This is a genomic window from Comamonas piscis (assembly GCF_014109725.1).
Lineage (GTDB): Bacteria > Pseudomonadota > Gammaproteobacteria > Burkholderiales > Burkholderiaceae_C > Comamonas > Comamonas piscis.
This window is the reverse complement of the sequence record NZ_CP058554.1, coordinates 1,910,930-1,930,037: the sequence shown is the minus strand read 5'-3', so window position 1 is coordinate 1,930,037 and position 19,108 is coordinate 1,910,930. Positions and strand designations below refer to the sequence as shown.

At 65.0% G+C, this 19,108-nt stretch carries 14 protein-coding genes; 8 read left to right on the top strand and 6 right to left on the bottom strand.

What is annotated here, in order from left to right; genetic code table 11:
* The first annotated feature begins 79 nt into the window (after nucleotides 1-79).
* The 5 genes from rtcR (at nucleotide 80) to HS961_RS08565 (ending at nucleotide 6,807) form a co-directional block, all read left to right on the top strand.
* Nucleotides 80-1,696, top strand: coding sequence for an RNA repair transcriptional activator RtcR (gene rtcR, locus HS961_RS08585; RefSeq protein ID WP_182327302.1), 1,617 nt, complete (start codon nucleotides 80-82; stop codon nucleotides 1,694-1,696).
* A gap of 939 nt (nucleotides 1,697-2,635) precedes the next feature.
* A complete protein-coding gene (locus HS961_RS08580) occupies nucleotides 2,636-4,003 on the top strand; it encodes an amino acid permease (protein WP_182327301.1) in 1,368 nt (455 codons plus the stop codon).
* Nucleotides 4,004-4,017: 14 nt separating this feature from the next.
* Nucleotides 4,018-4,695 (top strand): arylformamidase, encoded by a 678-nt coding sequence (kynB, locus tag HS961_RS08575; RefSeq protein WP_182327300.1) that lies wholly within the window; start codon nucleotides 4,018-4,020, stop codon nucleotides 4,693-4,695.
* A gap of 72 nt (nucleotides 4,696-4,767) precedes the next feature.
* Nucleotides 4,768-6,084 carry a kynureninase gene (gene kynU / locus HS961_RS08570; RefSeq protein WP_182327299.1) on the top strand — a complete coding sequence of 439 codons (1,317 nt, stop codon included), beginning with the start codon at nucleotides 4,768-4,770 and terminating at the stop codon, nucleotides 6,082-6,084.
* A gap of 21 nt (nucleotides 6,085-6,105) precedes the next feature.
* Nucleotides 6,106-6,807: a PolC-type DNA polymerase III gene (locus tag HS961_RS08565; protein ID WP_182327298.1), complete on the top strand. Its 702-nt coding sequence runs from the start codon at nucleotides 6,106-6,108 to the stop codon at nucleotides 6,805-6,807.
* Between the two features lie 57 nt (nucleotides 6,808-6,864).
* Here HS961_RS08565 and HS961_RS08560 read toward each other — a convergent pair whose 3' ends face one another.
* Complete coding sequence (locus tag HS961_RS08560) at nucleotides 6,865-7,773, bottom strand: LysR substrate-binding domain-containing protein (RefSeq protein ID WP_182327297.1); 909 nt, start codon at nucleotides 7,771-7,773, stop codon at nucleotides 6,865-6,867.
* Between the two features lie 106 nt (nucleotides 7,774-7,879).
* On the opposite strand from HS961_RS08560, the gene HS961_RS08555 reads away from it, so the two are divergent.
* On the top strand, nucleotides 7,880-9,418 hold the full coding sequence (locus HS961_RS08555) for an MFS transporter (RefSeq protein WP_202883145.1): 1,539 nt from the start codon (nucleotides 7,880-7,882) through the stop codon (nucleotides 9,416-9,418).
* Here HS961_RS08555 and HS961_RS08550 read toward each other — a convergent pair.
* The 3 genes from HS961_RS08550 to ada form a co-directional block, all read right to left on the bottom strand.
* Nucleotides 9,412-10,332, bottom strand: coding sequence for a DNA-3-methyladenine glycosylase 2 (locus HS961_RS08550; RefSeq protein ID WP_182327296.1), 921 nt, complete (start codon nucleotides 10,330-10,332; stop codon nucleotides 9,412-9,414). The two genes, HS961_RS08555 and HS961_RS08550, sit on opposite strands and share 7 nt — an antisense overlap.
* 94 nt (nucleotides 10,333-10,426) lie before the next feature.
* Nucleotides 10,427-11,239 carry a 2OG-Fe(II) oxygenase gene (locus tag HS961_RS08545; protein WP_182327295.1) on the bottom strand — a complete coding sequence of 271 codons (813 nt, stop codon included), beginning with the start codon at nucleotides 11,237-11,239 and terminating at the stop codon, nucleotides 10,427-10,429.
* On the bottom strand, nucleotides 11,232-12,392 hold the full coding sequence (gene ada, locus HS961_RS08540; RefSeq protein WP_182327294.1) for a bifunctional DNA-binding transcriptional regulator/O6-methylguanine-DNA methyltransferase Ada: 1,161 nt from the start codon (nucleotides 12,390-12,392) through the stop codon (nucleotides 11,232-11,234). Before ada ends, HS961_RS08545 begins: the two co-directional genes overlap by 8 nt.
* Before the next feature lie 107 nt (nucleotides 12,393-12,499).
* Here ada and kynA point away from each other — a divergent pair, with 107 nt between their 5' ends.
* Together kynA and HS961_RS08530 are read left to right on the top strand one after the other, a co-directional pair.
* Nucleotides 12,500-13,360: a tryptophan 2,3-dioxygenase gene (kynA, locus tag HS961_RS08535; protein WP_182327293.1), complete on the top strand. Its 861-nt coding sequence runs from the start codon at nucleotides 12,500-12,502 to the stop codon at nucleotides 13,358-13,360.
* A gap of 175 nt (nucleotides 13,361-13,535) precedes the next feature.
* The gene (locus tag HS961_RS08530) at nucleotides 13,536-14,807 is read left to right on the top strand and encodes an MFS transporter (protein ID WP_182327292.1); all 1,272 of its coding nucleotides are present in this window, start codon (nucleotides 13,536-13,538) and stop codon (nucleotides 14,805-14,807) included.
* An 11-nt stretch (nucleotides 14,808-14,818) separates the two neighbouring features.
* Here the strand turns inward: HS961_RS08530 and HS961_RS08525 are convergent, their stop codons facing one another.
* Nucleotides 14,819-16,027, bottom strand: coding sequence for an FAD-dependent monooxygenase (locus tag HS961_RS08525; RefSeq protein ID WP_182327291.1), 1,209 nt, complete (start codon nucleotides 16,025-16,027; stop codon nucleotides 14,819-14,821).
* Between the two features lie 100 nt (nucleotides 16,028-16,127).
* Complete coding sequence (locus tag HS961_RS08520; protein ID WP_182327290.1) at nucleotides 16,128-18,986, bottom strand: putative bifunctional diguanylate cyclase/phosphodiesterase; 2,859 nt, start codon at nucleotides 18,984-18,986, stop codon at nucleotides 16,128-16,130.
* Nucleotides 18,987-19,108: the final 122 nt, after the last annotated feature.

The following is a 19,108-nucleotide window of genomic DNA, read 5'->3' as shown; positions in this document are numbered from 1 at the left end:
ACTTCACTACAGCTTCGCTATTTTTATCTTTTGAGCTAGCCGACTTAGAATAAAGAATCGCATCAGCATTCGGCTTAGCATGAAACCCATCACCGTCATCGGCTTCCTCGGTACCCAACTCGACAGCGGCCGTGGCGCGGGCCGCTGGAGCAAATGGCGGCCTTCGGTCGCAGTCACCCAGCATGAGGACATGGTGGTGGCCCGCATGGAGCTGCTCTACACCCGCTCGCATGTGGACCTGGCGCGTCTGGTGCAAAAGGACATCGCCACGGTCAGCCCCGAGACCGAAGTCCACCTGGTGGAGCTGCCGATCCGCGACCCCTGGGACTTTGAAGAGGTCTACGGCGCGCTCTACGATTGGACCAGCAGCTACCAGTTCGACAGCGACCAGGCCCAGTACTGGCTTAATATCACCACGGGCACCCATGTGGCGCAGATCTGCCTGTTTTTGCTGGCGGAGTCACGCACGATCCCCGGCGTGATCCTGCAGGCCTCACCACCCAAGCGGCAGATCGATGGCGCGGCGGGCAACTATGCGCTGATCGACCTGGATCTGTCGCGCTACGACGCACTGGCCACCCGCCATGCGCAGGCCCAGCAGGATGCGGTCGCCTTTCTCAAAAGCCATATCCCCACCCGCAACCCGCGCTTCAACCAGCTGATTGCCGAGATCGAACAAGTAGCAGGCCGCTCCCAGGCCCCCATGCTGCTGGTGGGCCCGACGGGCGCAGGCAAGTCCTTTCTGGCACGCCGCATGTACGAGCTGAAAAAGGCCCGCCACCAGATCAGCGGCGCCTTTGTCGAGGTCAACTGCGCCACCCTGCGCGGCGACAGCGCCGCCAGCACCTTGTTCGGCCACAAAAAAGGGGCGTTCACCGGCGCCGCCACCGAGCGCGCCGGCCTGCTGCGCACCGCAGACCAGGGCCTGCTCTTTCTCGACGAAATCGGCGAGCTCGGGGCCGACGAGCAGGCCATGCTGCTGATGGCGATCGAGGAAAAGCGTTTCTACCCCATGGGCTCAGACAAGGAGGTGAGCAGCGACTTCCAGCTGATAGCCGGCACCAACCGCGACCTGCGCCTGGAGGTGAGCGCCGGCCGCTTTCGAGAAGACCTGTTCGCCCGCATCAACCTCTGGACCTACAACCTGCCCGGCCTGGCCCAGCGCAGCGAAGACATCGAGCCCAACATCGACCACCTGCTGGTGCAGCACGCCCAGCAAACCCACCGCACCGAGCGCTTCAACGCCGAGGCGCGCAAGCGCTACCTGCAGTTCGCCCAGAGCCCGCAAGCCCTGTGGAGCGGCAATTTCCGCGATCTGCATGCCAGCGTGACGCGGCTGGCTACTTTGTCGACCAGTGGTCGCATCACCGAGGACCAGGTGGAGGCGGAGATTGGGCGTTTGCAGTGGCTGTGGCAGCGGCCGGATGCTGTGGCTGCTTCTTCAGACTTTTCTGCTGAAGTGGTTTTGGAGGCATTGCTGCCTGGTGATGCTCTTGCGGCGATGGATTTGTTTGATCGGATGCAGTTGGCGTCGGTGGTGGGGGTGTGTCGTGCGTCTGGCAGTTTGTCGGAGGCGGGGCGGCAGTTGTTTCAGGCTTCGCGGGCACAAAGGGCGGTGGTGAATGATGCGGATCGGTTACGCAAGTATTTGCAGAAGTTTGGATTGAGTTGGGATGTGGTTTGTTCTGCTCGTTGAGCCTTTTTTAGGTCTGATGCTTTTTTAGCTTCTGCTGTTCATTGCATTCTGCTGGCCGGATTTCGCCCGGCGGGCGAGGGGTAATCTTTTTAGCGGCGGTTGCAGCTTTACGGCTGTCGGCCGGTGTTCGCTCGGCGGGCGAGGGTGTGCGTTTTAGCGGCGGCCGTAGCTTTACGGCTGTCGGCCGGATTTCGCCCGGCGGGCGAGGTACTTTTCTTGGCGACCAAGAAAAGTACCCAAAAGAAGGTCGCCCCTGCTGCTTGCGACCCTTCGCGTTGCGAAGGGCAACCTGTGTCGTGGCGTTTGCGGGGTGTGCCGCGAAACTCTCTACGCGCCAAGGCGCTCCGTTCAAACAGACGCGGCAAGCTAGTTGACGATGCGCTGGCACTCTTCGGTGCCAGCGCCACCCCACAAACACCACGCCCCAGGCGCATGCAAAAGGGGGGATGCGAACAACCCAACATCCAAATGCCAATAGGCCATCGCTGCGCTCGGCCTACAGGGGCCGAGCGCAGCGATGGCCTGCGTCTGCTTAGTCCCCTTCTGAATGCGCCGAGGAGCACAGGGTATGGGCTGGGCAGTTGCACCGAAGAGTGCAACTGCTTCGTGAACTGACTCACCGCGTCTGTTTGAACGGAGCGCCTTCGGCGCGTAGTGAGTTTCGCGGTGCAGCCCATACCCGAGCACCACAGGTTGCCCGCAGCGAAGCGAAGGGACGCAGTCAGCAGGGGCAGCCTTCTTTTGGGTACTTTTCTTGGCTGAGCAAGAAAAGTACCTCGCCCGCCGGGGCGAGACCCGGCCAGCAGCTGCTTGCAAAGCTAACAACCAAAAACACACAACAAGGATTTCCCACAAATCCTAAAATCCCCACCTTCCACGCGCAGAGGCAGCAACCAAAGCCACCCCAGCGCCGCCCCAGCCATAACAAGCAAAAAACCCGTGTCCCCTTTTGAATCGATTGCCCGCCGCGAACGCGGCCTCCAGCAGCAACTCACTGCTGCCCAAATGACGATGATCGCCATTGGCGGCGCCATCGGCACCGGCCTCTTCATGGGCAGCGCATTTGCCATCGGCTTTGCCGGCCCCAGCGTGCTCATCAGCTACGCCATTGGCGCGCTCATCGGCCTGCTGCTGATGGGCTGCCTGGCGGAGATGACCGTCGCGCACCCGACCAGCGGATCGTTTGGCGCCTACGCCGAGCACTACCTCAGCCCCCTCGCCGGCTTTGTGGTGCGCTATGCCTACTGGGCGGCCGTGGTGCTGGCGGTGGGGATGGAGGTCACCGCCGTTGGCAAGTACATGAAGTACTGGTTCCCCGAGGTGGAGCAGTGGGTGTGGGTGGCGCTGTTCTCGGTCATTCTGGCCGCTGTCAATGCCACCAGCGTCAAGGCCTTTGGGCAGATGGAGTATGTGTTCTCCATGATCAAGGTCGTGGCCATCGTCGCCTTTATCCTGATCGGCGCCTATGTGGTGTTCGGCTCGCGGCCCGAGAGCGTGGGCTTTGCCAACTACACCGCCGACCGGGGCTTTTTCCCCAATGGCTGGTGGGGCACCTGGGTGGGGGTGATCATCGCCATCTTCAGCTACCTCAGCCTAGAGTCGATCGCGATTGCCGCCGGTGAGGCGCAGAACCCGCGCCAGGCGGTCACCTCGGCGTTCAAGACCACGGTACTGCGCCTGGTGCTGTTCTACCTGCTGTCGCTGGCCTTGATGCTGGCCATCGTGCCCTGGAGCCATGCCAGCACCGACAAGAGCCCCTTCGTCAAGGTGATGGAGATTGTCGGCATTCCTGGGTCGGCCAGCGTGCTCAATTTTGTGGTGCTGGTCGCCAGCTTGTCGGCGATGAACGCGCAGCTCTATGTCACCTCGCGCATGATGTTCAGCCTCTCGCGCGGCGGCTATGCGCCGGCAGTGCTGGGCAAGGTCAACAGCCGGGGCGTGCCGATGGGTGCGATTGCCATCTCCTGCCTGGGCATGGCAGTCGCCATGGTGCTCAACGTGCTCAAGCCCGAGGAGTCGCTCACCTTGATGATGTCGATCTCGATGTTCGGCGCCATGTTTGCCTGGTTCATGGTGTTTGTCACCCACCTCTTCTTCCGCCGCCGCTGGCAGCGTGAGCATCCGGGCGAGCGCCTGCAATTCCGCATGTGGGGCTTTCCGGTGCTGACCCTGCTGGGCGCCGTGCTGATGCTGGCCGTGATCATCACCACCTATTTCACCGATGTGTTCCACATGACGACCTTGATCGGCGTGCCCATGCTGCTGGTGATGACCGCCGTCTACCTGATCTGGTACCGCAAGCGCTGATACATTGCATAGCTATGCCAAACACGCCTCACTCTGCGCCAAGCCTTTGGGACATCTCGCCGCCCGTCTATGTCGGCATGCCGGTGTTCCCCGGCGACACGCCGTACCAGCAGCAATGGGTGGCCAGCATCGGGCCGGGTTGCCCGGTCAATGTGGCCAGCATCACCAGCACCCCGCATGCGGGTGCCCATGCCGATGCACCGCTGCACTACGCGCCCGATGGCGCCACCATCGGCCAGGTTGACCTGGCGCCCTACCTGGGCCGCTGCCGCGTGGTCCACGCGATCGGCTGCGGACCGCTGATTGAATGGCAACACATCGCGCACGCGATGGGCAACGACCTGCCCGAACGCGTGCTGGTGCGCACCTACCAGCAGATGCCGCAAACCCAGTGGGATGCCGGCCTGACCGGCTATGCGGCCGAGACCGTGGAGCGCCTGGCGGCGCTGGGCGTGCGGCTGATTGGCATTGACACCGCCAGCATCGACCCGGCCGACAGCAAGGCCCTCCCCAGCCACCAGACCATTCGCCGCCACGACATGCGCGTGCTGGAGAACCTGGTGCTGGACGCCGTACCCGAAGGCGACTACGAGCTGATCGCACTGCCTTTGAAGCTGGTGCAGGCCGATGCATCGCCGGTGCGCGCCGTGCTGCGCGCCCTGCCCGGCACCTACAATCAGGCCACCGCCTGAACCCCTCATACCTTGCGGCAGGCGCCTGGCACACCAGCGTCTGCCCGCCACCATTGACAAAGAGACATAGCCATGACCACCTTGGAAGCCTGCCGCGACGTTGACCAGCATGAGCCGCTGGCACCGCTGCGCCACCTGTTCGACCTGCCAGAAGGCGTTATCTACCTAGATGGCAACTCGCTGGGCCCGCTGCCCAAGGCGACAGCGGCGCGCGTCACCGATGTGGTGCAGCGCGAATGGGGCCAGGGCCTCATCCGCAGCTGGAACGATGCCGGCTGGATCGACCTGCCCCAGCGCCTGGGCGACCAGTTTGCGCCGTGGATAGGGGCAAAGCCCGGCGAAGTAGTGTTCACCGACACCACCTCGGTCAACCTCTACAAGGTGCTGAGCGCGGCCATTCGCCTGTCGCAGCAAGAGTTCTCCGACCCGGCACCGCGCACCAAGGTGATCAGCGAGCGCAGCAACTTCCCCACCGATCTGTACATCGCCGAATCGCTGTGCAAGCAGCACAACCTGGAGCTGGTGCTGATCGAGCCCGAGGAGCTGCCCACCTGCCTGACCACCGACGTAGCCGTGCTGCTGCTGAGCCATGTGAACTACCGCACCGGCCATATGCATGACATGAACCAGGTCACGCGCGATGCGCATGCCCAGGGCGTGCTGACCGTCTGGGACCTGGCCCATGCCGCCGGCGCCGTGCCGGTGGACCTGAACGCCGCCAACGCCGACTACGCCGTGGGTTGCAGCTACAAGTACCTCAACGGCGGCCCCGGCGCCCCGGCCTTTGTCTGGGTGCATGCGCGCCATACCGACAAGTTCTGGCAGCCGCTGTCGGGCTGGTTTGGCCACGCCGAGCAGTTCGCCTTTAACAGCGACTACCAGCCTGCGCCCGGCATCCGCCGCTACATGTGCGGCACCCAGCCGATGATTGCGCTGTCGGCCCTGCAGTGCGGTCTGGACATCTTCAGCGAAGCCGAAAAGTACGGCGGCATGACAGCGCTGCGCCGCAAGTCGGTCGCGCTGACCGACCTGTTCATCGAGCTGGTGGAGACCCGCTGCGCGGGCTACGGCCTGGGCCTGGCGACGCCACGCGATATCTTTGCGCGCGGCTCCCAGGTCTGCCTGACCCGCGACGATGGCGCCGGTGTGGACGGCCAGGGCAGCGGCGCCTATGCCATCGTGCAGGCGCTGATCGCCCGTGGCGTCATTGGCGACTTCCGCAAGGGCGACGGCGGCAACGGCCCGCACAAGGACATTCTGCGTTTTGGCTTCACCCCCCTCTACACCCGTTTTGAAGACGTGTGGAATGCGGTCGAGCACCTGCGCCAGGTGCTGGAATCGGGCGAATGGCAAAAGCCCGAATTCAACCGCATCAACGCGGTGACCTGATTGCCGAGCACCCGCCCCGCCATGTCCGAACGCATCGCCATTCTCGACTTTGAAACCACCGGCATGAGCCCGGCGCATGGCGCGCGGGCGGCCGAGGTCGGCATTGTCATGGTCGAGAACGGCCGTATCGTCGATCGCTACCAGAACCTGATGAACGCCGGCCAGCGCATGCCCAGCTTCATCACCCAGCTCACCGGCATCACCACGGCGATGCTGCAGGCGGCAGCGCCCGCCGAGCAGGTGATGCGCGAGGCGGCGGACTTTGTCGGCACGGCGCCGCTGGTGGCACACAACGCATCGTTTGACAGCAAGTTCTGGCGCGATGAGCTGGAACGTGCCGGCTGCATAGCTTCAGCCGCAGCCGCGCCTGTCGGCAGTCTGTTTGCCTGCACGGTATTGCTGTCGCGCCGCCTCTACCCCGAGGCACCCAGCCACTCGCTGGGCAAGATCGTGCGCCACCTGCAACTGCCCCCCGCCGACAAGGCCCACCGGGCACTGGCCGATGCCGAGATGACAGCCCACCTGTTGCTGCGCATGCAGGCCGATCTGCGCAGCCGCTGGCATATCCCCGACCCCAGCCATGCGCTGCTGAGCGAACTGCAGGTCTGCCAGCGCAAGCACCTGGGGCGCTGGTTCAGCACCACCTCAGCGCAGCAAACCCAGCCGCAATTGCCTGAGCTGGCCCACACTTTGCTGCCCAAGGCTATAGCAGCACTGCGCTGAGCAGCACATTCAGCAGCCCCTGGCTGCGCAATATGGGCGACTGCCAGCGAGGCGCCTTTAGGGCGGCGGTGGCTGAAACAGCCGCTCGGCCACAAAATCCACAAACACACGCAGGCGCGGCGACATCAGCCGGCCCGAAGGCCAGAGGATGCTGAACTGGCCGGTATGGCTCAGAAAGTCGTCCAGCACCGTCTGCAGGCTGCCATCGGCCAGCGCGTCGCGGGCCAGAAAGTCGGGCATATAGGCAATGCCCAGGCCCCCGATTGCCGCGCCGCGCAGGGCCTCCATGTTGTTGCAAGTCAGTGCGGCTGGATGGGCAGCGGCATCTTGCTGTACCTCGGCCGTGCTCCCGCTCATCTGCCAGGGCTGCAGCTTGCCGGAAGTGGGAAAGCGAAAGCGCAAGCAGTCATGCGTCGCCAAATCCTCGGGTCGCTGGGGCCGGCCGCGCTGTGCCAGATAGGCCGGTGATGCGCAAAGCACAAAGCGGAACAGGCCCAGGCGCCGGGCGCTGAGGCTGGAGTCAGCCAGCACCCCGCTGCGGATCACCGCATCCAGGCGCGCCTCCACCACATCGACCAGCCGGTCGTTGAAGTCCAGGTCCAGCTCGATATCCGGATAACGCGCGCGGAAGGCCGGAATCACCGGCAGCAAGAAGCGGTAGCCAATGGTGGGCAGCCCTATGCGCAAGAGGCCCCGGGGGCTGCTCTGCGTGCTGGACAGCAGCGCCTGCGCGTCTTGCAAGTCGTCCAGAATGCGGCGCCAGTGCGTGTACATCAGCTCGCCCTCGTGCGACAGCGACACCCGCCGCGTGGTGCGCACCAGCAGCTGCGTGCCCAGTTGCGCCTCCAGCTTGGCCACGCTTTTGCCGACGGCCGATGCCGAGATGCCCAGGGCGCGGGCGGCGGCCACAAAGCTGCTGCGCTCGGCCGCCTGCACAAAGGCGGCGATATGGTTCAGGTTATCCATGCACGCATATTACGGACATTTGGTTGTTAATCAAACAACGAAGCGCCTGTTTATTGGCGATCCATTCCTCATTAAGCTCCACAGCGTGTTTTTGCAGGAGTTGGCTATGTATCGCGTTTTACCCGCCGCCTGGCGCGGGCCCTGGATGGTTTTGGCATCCGTTTGTCTTGCAGCCCTGGTGCTGCCGCTGAGTTTTTCTGGCGGTGCTATCGCCACGCCTGCCATCGGCCGTGCTTTGGGCGGCAGCGCCACCAGCCTGGGCTGGATCACCAATGGCTTTATGCTGGGTTTTGGCAGCTGCCTGATGGCCGCAGGGGCCTTGGCCGACCAATGGGGGCGCAAGCGGCTGTTTTTGCTGGGCCTGTCCACCTTCTGCCTCGCGGGGGTGGCGCTGATGCTGGCGCGCAGCATCTGGCAGATTGACCTGCTGCGCGCGCTGCAAGGCGTGGCAGCCGCCGCCACCTTGGCCGGCGGCACAGCGGCCTTGGCGCAAGAGTTTGCAGCTGCGCAGCGCGCCCAGGCCTTTAGCCTGCTGGGCACCACCTTTGGCACCGGCCTGGCGTTTGGCCCGCTGCTGACGGGCTGGCTGATCGAGCATGCGGGCTGGCAGGCCGGTTTTGCGCTCTGCACCGGCCTGGGGCTGCTGGCCTTGGTAGTCGGCATGGTCGCCATGCGCGAATCACGAGACCCGCAAGCCCAGGGCCTGGACTGGCCGGGCGCGCTGCTGTTCACCGCCATGCTGGCCTTGCTGACCTTGGGGATGGTAGAGGCAGCGGCGCTGGGCTGGCACAGCCACCTGGTCATCGCGCTGCTGCTGGCCTCGGCCATTGCGCTGCTGCTCTTTATCGCCGTGGAGCGCCGGGTGGCCCGCCCCATGCTGGACCTGAGCCTCTTCCGCTACCCGCGCTTTATCGGCGTGCAGGTGCTGCCTATTGCGACCTGCTACTGCTATGTGGTGCTGCTGGTGCTGCTGCCGCTGCAGCTGATCGGCATTGGCGGCTACAACGAAGTGGCAGCGGGCTGGTGGATGCTGGCGCTGTCCGCACCGATGCTGCTGGTGCCCCTGGCAGCAGCCTGGCTGACGCGCTGGTTCAGCGCCGGACATATTTCTGCAGCGGGCTTGCTGCTGGCTGCTGCTGGCCTCGTGTGGTTGGCACAGATTCCTGTGGATGCCGATGGCATCGCGCGGGTGCTGCCGCTGCTGCTGATTGGCAGCGGCGCAGGCCTGCCTTGGGGACTGATGGATGGGTTGTCCGTGAGCCTGGTGCCCAAGGAACGCGCAGGCATGGCCACCGGCATTTTCAGCACCGTTCGGGTAGCAGGAGAAGGCATTGCGCTGGCAATGGTGACGGCCTTGCTGGCCGGCTTTATCACCCCGCACCTGCCAGCAGCACTGGATGCGGCCAGCCTGCAAACCGCCGCCCAGCAATTGGCGATGGGCGAGCTGCGCCAGGCGTTGGCCTTGCTGCCTGCACAGCCGGATGCAGCAAACGCGGCCGATCTACTAAAAGCCTATGGCCAGGCCTTTGCGCAGCTGTTGTATGTACTCGCGGCGATTGCGACGGTCTCAGCCCTGGTGGTGCTGGGCTTGCTGCGCCCGACCAGCAGCAATGCGCTGCAGGCCACCGTGCCCTCCCCTCAGTAGCTTTTGGCGGAGAGGCTGGCCCAGAGGTGGGCCGCCACCAGCGCCCGCCAGGGCGCAAATGCGCCCAGCCATTGCTCGGCCTCGCGCTGCGAGACGCTGGGAACATCCAGCAGCCGGGCCAGCGCATTGCGCACGGCCACATCGCCATGCAGGCTACCGTCCAGCCAGCCATAGCCGCGCAGCAGCGCGTAATGCACCGTCCAGGGGCCAATGCCCTTGATGGCCAGCAGCGCTTCCTCAATCGCCTCGGCACGCTCGGGTTGCAAGGGCTCGGCGGCCCAGGTATCCAGCGGCAGGCTGCCGTCCAGCACGGCAGCGCAAACGCGCTCCAAAGTGGCGATCTTGCTGACGGAAAAGCCTGCAGCGCGCAGTTGCTCGGGCGTCAGCGCCGCCAGCGCGGTGGCATCGGGGTGGCAGAGCATGCCGCTGCTGTGCTGCACGGCGGCGGTGGCAATCAAACGCCGGCGCAGCGCAATGGCAGCAGCCACGCTGATCTGTTGGCCGGTAATGGCCCATACCAAGGCCTCAAAAGGGCTGCTGCTGGCGGGCACACGCAGGCCCGCTTGGCCGCGCAGCAAGGGGCCCAGCACCGGGTGCTTGGCGTGCTGCAGCTCCAGCTGGTCGGCCCCGTCACCCAGGCCCAGCATGCGCGCCACCATGGCCTGCAAATCGGGCGGGCCGGCGCTGGCCGGGGGCTGGCCGTCCACCGCCAAGCTGGCGACGGCCTGGGCCGCGCCCTCCACCACCTCCAACTGCAGCAGTGCCGGCAGGCCCTGCCAGGTGAGGCCCTTGCTGACGCGCAGACCTTCTACTTTCTCCGACGCCTGCAAGGCATCGCGGGCATGCAGGGCCAGCATGTCTTGCGGGCGGTAGTTGGCAGGCAGGGCGACTTGGGTGCGCAGAACCAGGGGCATGGCGTGGTCGGTAGATGACGGCGGCTGCCGTGGATCCCCACTATAGATGATGGACGGCGGGCCATAAAGTCAGGACGGTGGCAACCAGCAGCACCTATTCCGCGTCATGGAAAACGATCCCCAGCGTATGGCGCTGGCCCCGCAGCACCGTGGACACGCCATGCCGGTGCTGCACCCGGTAGCTGCCGCGCGTGCCCTGCACCGGCCGCTCACGCACCGCAATGATGGCCGCATCACCGCGCTGCAGCGGCAGCACTTGTACACGCGACTGCATGCGGGGGCGCTGCTCGGTCAGCACCAGCTCGCCGCCATCAAAATCCTCGCCCGGCTGCGACAGCAGCACGATCACCTGCAGCGGAAACACCAGCTCGCCATACAGGTCCTGGTGCAGGCAGTTGTAATCCTGAGCGCCATAGCGCAGCAGCAGCGGTGTGGGCCGCTGCTGGCCGGCGGCATGGCACCGGGCCAGCAAGGCTGCATGCTGCGCAGGCCAAGGCGGCGCGGCGGAGGTGAGCTGCTGGCGCCATTGCTCGGTCAGCGGTTGCAGGCGGGCATAGAGCCGCGTGCGCAGCGCCTGCAGCAGCGGCGGCAGCGGATAGGCAAAGTACTGGTACTCGCCCCGGCCAAAGGCGTGGCGCTGCATCAGGATGCGGCTGCGAAAATGCGCCGCCTCGTCGTACATGGCAGCCATCTGCTGGCATTGCGCGGCATCCAGCAAACGCGGCAGCAGGCCCCAGCCCTGGCTGTCTACCTGCTGGCTGACGGCGGGCCAGTCATAGCGCTGCAGGGTGTCATCGCCATCGCCCGCGCCCGCAAAGGCCGTTGCGATGGCGCTGGCAGGCGGGTCGCCAGGCGCGTCGTCCAGCGGCAAGGCCGCCTGCGCTGCGTTGGGCGCGCGCTTAAGCATGGCGGGCCACGCGCTGGGCCGTGGGCGCCAGCTCGGCCTCGTGCTGCAGCAAAGCACGCTTGCGGTCTACGCCCCAGCGGTAGCCGGAGATACCGCCATCATTGCGCACCACCCGGTGGCAGGGAATGGCCACAGCAATCGCATTGGCCGCACAGGCACCAGCAACTGCCCGGCTGGCCTGGGGCATGCCCAGCTTGCGCGCCAGCTCGCTGTAGCTGACGGTGCTGCCGACCGGAATCATCCGCAGCGCCTGCCACACCTGCTGCTGAAAAGCGGTGCCGCGCACATCCAGTGGCAATGCCAGGCCACGCGTGGGCTCATCGACAAAGCCGATCACCTGGGCCATCCAGCGCTCAAAGCTGGCATCGCCGCCAGCCAGTTGCGCCTGGGGAAAACGCTGCTGCAGGTCCTGCACCAGCGCATCGGCATCGTCGCCCAGCAAGATGGCGCAAATACCCTGCGCGGTGGCGGCCACCAGGATGGGGCCCAGGCTGCATTCGGCCACGCCAAAGTGAATCTGCTGCGCAGCGCCGCCCTTGCGGTACTGGCGCGGGGTCATACCCAGCACGGCCTGGCTGTCGCGGTAGAGCTGCGCGGTGCTGGCAAAGCCGGCATCAAAAATCGCATCGATAACACGAGGCGCCTCTTGCGCATCGCCCAGCGCCGTTTGCAGACGCTGGCGGCGCTGGGCCTTGGCATAGGCCTTGGGCGATACGCCCACTGCCGCCTTGAAGACGCGCTGCAGATGGAAAGGGCTCATGCCGGCGCGCTCGGCCAGGTCGGCCAGGCTGGGCTCTTCTGCGGCCGTGGCGATCCATTCACAGAGCTGGGCCATCAGCGCGGCGTGGCCGGGCTTGGCTGCTGCATCGGGCTGGCAGCGTTTGCAGGCGCGGTAGCCGGCGGTCTGGGCCTGCGCGGCGGTGTCAAAAAAGCTGACGTTCTCGGGTTTGGCCAGCCGAGAGCTGCAAGACGGCCGGCAAAACACGCCGGTGCTGCGCACCGCATACACATAGCGGCCATCGGCTGCGGCATTGCGGGCCTGCACATCGGCCCAGCGCGGATCGGCCAGCGTGACTTGCGCGCGGGAAGCGGCCAAGGCGGCAGGGCTGGCGGCAGAAGTGGAGCGCGGTGTGGTGGGGGCAGACGGTTTCATGCAAATCACCTCAGTACAATCGATGCAGCCACTTTATGCCTTGCGGCCCGGTTGCGCAGTGCCATTCTTGCGCTGTAATTCAAGCCGCATCTACTGCCCCACACACCATGCGAGACACCAACAGCAAGCCCGAATCCATTGTGCATGAAGAGCGCGCCCAGCTCGACTTCAGCAAAGACATGAGCTATGGCGACTACCTGCACCTGGACGAGATCCTGAATGCCCAGCATCCGCTGTCGCCCGCGCACGATGAGATGCTGTTCATCGTGCAGCACCAGACCAGCGAGCTGTGGATGAAGCTGATGCTGCACGAGTTGCGCGCCGCGATGCTGGCGATGGCCAACCCCGCAGACAACACCAAGCCCGAGGCCTTCAAGATGCTGGCCCGTGTCTCGCGCATCATGGAGCAGCTGGTCAACGCCTGGACCGTGCTGTCAACAATGACGCCGCCCGAGTACACGGCCATGCGCCCCTACCTGGCCAACTCCAGCGGCTTTCAGAGCGCACAGTACCGCTGCATCGAGTTCTCGCTGGGCAACAAGAACGCCGCCATGCTCAAACCCCATGCGCACCGCGCAGACCTGCTGGCCCAGGTGCAGGCGGCTTATGAATCGCCATCCCTGTACGACATTGCCTTGCAGCTGCTGGCCCGCGAAGGCATTGACGTGCCGGCGGAAGCCCTGCAGCGCGACTGGACCCAGCCCTATGCCGAGAGCGAAGGCGTCAAGCAGGCCTGGATCACCGTTTACAGCGATCCGCACAAATACTGGGACCTGTACCAGCTGGGCGAGAAACTGACCGATATCGAGGATGCCTTCCGCCTCTGGCGCTTCCGCCATCTGACCACCGTGGAGCGCGTCATCGGCTTCAAGCGCGGCACCGGTGGCACCGGCGGCGTGAGCTACTTGAAGAAAATGCTCGACGTGGTGCTCTTCCCCGAGATCTGGACCTTGCGCACCAATCTCTGAACCTCCGCAACCACGCCTGGGGTTGCCCCAGGTGACAAGGCCCCCTGCAGAGCTGGCGATAGTCCTCTATAGTGGCAGGCGCACACCACAAGCCGCGCCAGCCACCGCTGGCCAATGGCAGACATAACATGGACCACGCCAGCCTGGCCCTGGCTTGTTGTCCGCATACCCAGCCATGCCGGTCCCACCTACCCCCTCCCCCACCGGGCGCCCTGCGGCGCCCCCGTACACCCTGCTCTGGGCCATGCTGCTGACCTTGCTGTCGGCGTTCTCGCTGAGCCAGGCCTTCCGCACCGTCACCTCCATCATTGCCGATGGGCTGCGCACCGATTTCGGACTGTCGGCCGAATCGCTGGGTGCCTTTGCCGGGCTGTTTGGCCTGTCCTTCGGGGTGACCCAGCTGTTCATGGGCGTGGGCATGGATCTGTACGGGCTGCGCAAGACGGTGCTCACCGCCTTTCCGCTGGCGATTGCCGGCTCGCTGATATCGGCGCTGGCGCCCAGCTACCACGGACTGATGCTGGGCCAGCTGCTGATCGGCATTGGCTGCTCGCCGGCCTTTTTGGCTTGCACCATGTTCATTGCGCGGCATTTTCCGAGCGAGCGTTTTGCCTTTATGTCCGGCGTCGGCATGGGCGTAGGCGGCCTGGGCCTGCTGTTTACCGGCACGCCCCTGGCCTGGCTGGTGCAGCACTATGGCTGGCGCTGGGGTTTTGGGCTGCTGGCGGTGCTCTGTGCGCTGTCCTGGATCGCCATCTTCTTGCGCGTGCATGAGCCGCACCTGCCCAGCGATGACCTGCCCAAGCCCAGCTGGCTCACTGCCGTCAAAGGCTTTGGCGGCCTGCTGTTGGTGCCCCACACCTGGGCCATCGCCATCATGGGCATGGTCGGCTATGCCTCGTTTCTGACGGTGCGCGGCCTATGGCTCAGCCCCATGCTGATCGACCGCTATGGGTTCTCGCTGGTGGCGACCGGCAATGTGGCCTTGGTGGTGTCGATGATCTCGCTGTTCACGCCATCGGTGTTTGGCCGGCTGGACCCGGGGCCGCAACGGCGCCGGCGCCGCATCGTGGCCGGTGCAGTCGTCATGGCCTGCACCTTCTGTGCGCTGGCCTTTGTGCACCACCCAGTCGCGACTGTGGCGCTGATCATGTTCATGGGCCTGGCCTCGGGCTACTCGGTGCTGCAGTATGCCGATGTGCGCTCGTCCTACCCGAAAGAGACCACCGGCCGCGCGCTGTCGGTGTACACGATGGCGATGTTCCTGGGTGTGGCGCTGATGCAATGGCTCTCCGGCATTGTCGCGTCGTATGCGCAGCAGCACGGCGGTGAGATCTACCAGTATGTGATGCTGTTTGTCGCCGGCATGCTGCTGATCGGCTGCCTGGCCTTCCGCTTTCTGCCGCAGTCGCCACTGCTGGCGCCCAAGAGCCAAGCCAGCCCTTGATCAGAAGCTGGCTACAGCACCGAGGCCGATGAGCCATCGCCTCGGTAGAGCCAGGGCACATCCATCAGCTTGGCGCCCAGCGCGCGCAGTGCTGTATCGCGCCCCAAGGCAACAAGGCCGCGCGCATGGAAAATTTCGCCATTGCGAATGGCGCGGGCCTGCACCCGGGCATTGCGCTGCCAGCGGTTGAGCGCATAGCGGCGCAGGCGCAATGGCAGCTCCAGGTCGTGCATGGTCAAGGCGCGCTGCAGCTCGGCCGCATCTTCAATCGCCATGCCCGCACCCTGGGCCAGGTAGGGCCGCATCGGGTGGGCGGCATCACCCAGCAATGCAACCAGGCCTTGTGCCATTTCATGTGGGCCCGCCATCGGTGCGCGGTCCGCCAGCGGCCAGAGCCGCCAGGCGGTCCCTGTGGCATCCACCGCATCCACCAAGTCCAGCAACTGGCGGTGCGCGCCGGCCAGGCAGCGCTGCAGATCCGCGCCGTTGGCGGCATGGTCCCAGTGCTCCAGGTCATCAGGGGCGGCACCTTCAACAATGACCACCAGGTTCTGCAACTCAGCGCCGCGCACGGGGTACTGCACCGCATGAAAGCGCGGCCCCATCCAGGCGGTAACCACGTCCGTGCGCATGGTGGCTGGCAAATCTGCCTGGCGCACCAAGGCACGGTAGGCCAGATGGCCGGTGACACGCGGGGGCGCATCATGCAGCAGGCGCAGCCGGGTGCGGCTCCAGATCCCATCGGCGCCAATCAGCGCATCGCCTTCGATCTGTTTGCCTTGGTGGGTGGTGATGGTGACGACCCGGCCGTTGTCCTCGTGGTAATCCACGGGGTTGTCCAGGTTGAGGTGCAGGTCGGCATGTGCCTTGACCGCATCGCACAGCAGCTGGTGCAGATCGGCGCGGTGGATGGTGGCATAGGCAGCGCCATAGCGTGCCACCGCCTGCGCACCCAGATCCAGCCGGGCCAGCGCCTGGCCGCTGATGGCATTGCGCGACACCAGCGCCTGCGGAAAGGCCGCCACCGCCTGCAAGGGCTTTTGCAAGCCCCAGGCCTGCAGGCGCCGCACGACATTGGGGCCGAGTTGCACACCGGCGCCCACTTCGCTGAACGCAGCGGACCGTTCAAACAAGCGCACCTCGGTACCCGCGCGCGTAGCGGCCAGTGCGGCAGCGAGGCCGCCGATACCGCCACCAGCGATCAAAATCTGTTCTTGCATACCGCCATTGTGCCCAGATTGCAGGGCCTGGCTCGTGCGCTAGCGCAACAGCCCAGCGGCTGGCTGTAGCCAGCCGGGAGCCCGGATCAGGTCTTGCTGATCAAGCCGGCCGGCAGCTGGGAAAGCCATGCAGGCGCTCGAACTCGCCAATCGGCACCGGACGGCCAAAGTGGAAACCCTGGAAGCGCTTGCAGCCATTGCTGATCAGAAAATCCACCTGCTCGGAGTTCTCCACGCCTTCAGCCACCACTTCCAGCTCCAGGCTTTGGGCGAGGGCCAGGATGGTGCGCACAATCACCGCGTCGCTGACATCGCTCAGCACATCGCTGACAAAGCTGCGGTCAATCTTCAGCTGGTCCAGCGGCAGGCGCTTGAGGTAGGCCAGCGAGGAATAGCCCACTCCAAAGTCGTCCAGCGAGAAACCCAGGCCGCGCTCCTTGAGCTGGCGCATGCGGTTCACGGTCTCGTTGACGTCGCCCAGCAGCAGGTTCTCGGTCAGCTCCAGCTTCAGCCGTGCCGGGTTGGCGCCGGTCTGCGCGACGATGCCCAGCACCTCATCGACAAAACCCTGGTTGTGGAACTGCCGGGGGCTGACATTGACCGACATGGTCAGCGCCTGGGTCGAGGGATGAGCGGCCCACAGCGCCAGCTGCTCGCAGGCGGTGCGCATCACAAAATGGCCAAGGTCGACGATCAGCCCGGTCTGCTCGGCGAGGTCGATGAACTCGATGGGCATGACCAGGCCGCGCGCGGGATGGCGCCAGCGCACCAGCGCCTCTGCGCCCATCAAGGTACCGCTGCCATTCATCACCGGCTGGTAGTACACCTGCAGCTCACCGTCGTGGATGGCCTGGCGCAGGTCACTTTCCAGATTGGCGCGTGCATTGACCATGGCCTGCATCTGCGGATCGAAGAAGCGCTGCGTGTTGCGGCCGGCAGACTTGGCCTCGTACATCGCCAGGTCCGCACGCTTGAGCAGCTCCTGCACCGTCAGGGACTCGTGGTCGCCAAACACCGTCACGCCAATGCTGGGGGTGCTGTGGTGCGACTGGCCATCGAGCGCAAACGGCTGCTTGAAACGGGTGATCACATGTTCGACCACCGAGCGCACATGGGCCTCGGCCTGTATGCGCTCCGCGCCCAGGTTCTCGACCAGCACCACAAACTCGTCACCACCAAAACGCGCCACCACATCGCCGCTGCGCACGCTGGCAATCAGGCGCTTGCCCACCTCGCACAGCAGCCGATCGCCCTTTTGGTGGCCCAGCGAATCGTTGAGGTCCTTGAAATTGTCCAGATCGATAAACAGGAGGGCGGCATAGGTGCCGCGTTGCTTGCAGGCGATGATCGACCATTCGAGCCGGTCCATCAGCATGCGGCGGTTGGGCAGGCCGGTGAGCACATCGAAGAATTCCAGGCGCTCGATTTCCTTGCGCGCGCGGCTGCGTTCGGCCAGATCTCGGCAGATGCAGAGCAAGCCAGTGACCTCGCCATTGGCGGCGCGGATGGCTGATTTACTGATCTCGAATCGGCCCTGGTAACCGTTGTCGGCAAACTGCAGGGTCTCCTCATAGACCACCGGCGTGTTGCTGTTGCGGGCGCGCAGATCGGTCTCCCAGTCCGAGGGCATGCGCCCTTGCAGGCCCAGGTCCGAGGTCGTGCGGCCAATGATCTGCCCATGGGTCAGGCCCACCAGGCGCTCGAAGGCCTGGTTGCAATGGAGCAAGCGGCCGTCGGCGCCCTTGAGCACCACCAGATCAGGGATGGCGCTGACCAACGACACCAACTGCGACTGCTGCTCCTGGACCCGGCCCACCATCAGCTTTTGCATGGACACATCGTGAGAGAGCAGCATGAAGGCATGCGCATCTCGGCCTTGGGGCGCGACCAGAATATCGGTCTGGAAGTGGCGCAGGCCTTGCGGCGTATCAATGCTTTGCTCAAAAGCCAGCGATTGGCCGGCGCGCAGGCGTGCCAGCCAGTCGGGCGCCTGGCTGCGCAGGCTGGGCGCCAGCGCCTCGGTCCAGGGTTGGTCCACCAGGCTGGGCAGGCCCAGCCAGTCGAGCTGGGTGCGGTTGGCATGCACGATGACGCCATTGCCGTCGACCCGTACCACCCCAATAGGGGCTTGCTCCAGCCATTCCTCAGCCTGCAGGCGCGCAGGATGGGCCGAGGTCCAGTCCACCAGGCTGTGGCGCAGCGAGGCCATGATCAGCACCAGCGCCAGCACCGAGAGTGCATAGCACCAGGCAGCTTGCTCTACCAGCATGGCCCAGTGGCTACCGGCCCCCAGCAGAATGGCCACCGCGCCTGCGGCCAAGGCGCCAGCGATTCTCAGCACCGTCCAGCGCCCGGACTGGCCCGCAAAGTGGCGGCTCTGCACCGCCGCCCATCCGCAGCAGGCGAGCATGGCCAGCGGCAAGACATAGCGGCGTACGCTTTCAAGATCGACCAGGCTCTGCGCCAGCACGGCCGTGGCCGTCACCAACAGGACCAGCGCGGCCAGCACCGCGCCATGGCTTTGCAGATGCAGCCAATGGTTGGCTCGGGGCAGCGCTTCCGGGCTGCTGCGTTGTTTTGAAGACAATAAATCTATGGAAACTATCAATAGGCTTATCGATAGCAAGATATTGACAGCAAGCTCCATCCACAGTGCCGGCCGACTTCCATGCTCAGACATGCGCAAAGGCAGCGCTAGCACCACCGCAAAGCCCCCCAACACCACGGCGCTGCACACCCATAGCGGCCGGCCCATGAAGGCACTGCCTGCCGAGCCCTGCAGCAGCAGCCGCCCGCCCCAACCCAAGGTGGCTAGCGCAGCGAGCAGAAGCAGGACCTGGACCCAGGTCTGCAACGCGCGGGCAAAGCCCACGCCCTGCGCATCGGTCGCCACCAAGCCAGCCAAGAGCACCCCGCCAGCGAGCAAGCACCACATGACCCGTGTATGGATCTCGTGCATGCGCCTGCCAAGCGACAAAGGGGTGTAAGGATGGGCCATAGTTGGCTAAAAGTAATTAAAAGTAAACTAACGTCCATCTATTTGACCAGTAACGGTCAACAAATGCAAACGGGCCTCGTTGT

What these genes read in the sequence shown, in the direction of transcription:
- kynU (WP_182327299.1), top strand. Translation starts at nt 4,768, where the DNA reads ATGACCACCTTGGAAGCCTGCCGCGACGTTGACCAGCATGAGCCGCTG.
- HS961_RS08550 (WP_182327296.1), bottom strand. Translation starts at nt 10,332, where the DNA reads ATGCCCCTGGTTCTGCGCACCCAAGTCGCCCTGCCTGCCAACTACCGC.
- ada (WP_182327294.1), bottom strand. Translation starts at nt 12,392, where the DNA reads ATGAAACCGTCTGCCCCCACCACACCGCGCTCCACTTCTGCCGCCAGC.
- HS961_RS08545 (WP_182327295.1), bottom strand. Translation starts at nt 11,239, where the DNA reads ATGCTTAAGCGCGCGCCCAACGCAGCGCAGGCGGCCTTGCCGCTGGAC.
- HS961_RS08565 (WP_182327298.1), top strand. Translation starts at nt 6,106, where the DNA reads ATGTCCGAACGCATCGCCATTCTCGACTTTGAAACCACCGGCATGAGC.
- kynB (WP_182327300.1), top strand. Translation starts at nt 4,018, where the DNA reads ATGCCAAACACGCCTCACTCTGCGCCAAGCCTTTGGGACATCTCGCCG.
- HS961_RS08555 (WP_202883145.1), top strand. Translation starts at nt 7,880, where the DNA reads ATGTATCGCGTTTTACCCGCCGCCTGGCGCGGGCCCTGGATGGTTTTG.
- kynA (WP_182327293.1), top strand. Translation starts at nt 12,500, where the DNA reads ATGCGAGACACCAACAGCAAGCCCGAATCCATTGTGCATGAAGAGCGC.
- HS961_RS08530 (WP_182327292.1), top strand. Translation starts at nt 13,536, where the DNA reads ATGCCGGTCCCACCTACCCCCTCCCCCACCGGGCGCCCTGCGGCGCCC.
- HS961_RS08525 (WP_182327291.1), bottom strand. Translation starts at nt 16,027, where the DNA reads ATGCAAGAACAGATTTTGATCGCTGGTGGCGGTATCGGCGGCCTCGCT.
- HS961_RS08560 (WP_182327297.1), bottom strand. Translation starts at nt 7,773, where the DNA reads ATGGATAACCTGAACCATATCGCCGCCTTTGTGCAGGCGGCCGAGCGC.
- rtcR (WP_182327302.1), top strand. Translation starts at nt 80, where the DNA reads ATGAAACCCATCACCGTCATCGGCTTCCTCGGTACCCAACTCGACAGC.
- HS961_RS08520 (WP_182327290.1), bottom strand. Translation starts at nt 18,986, where the DNA reads ATGCACGAGATCCATACACGGGTCATGTGGTGCTTGCTCGCTGGCGGG.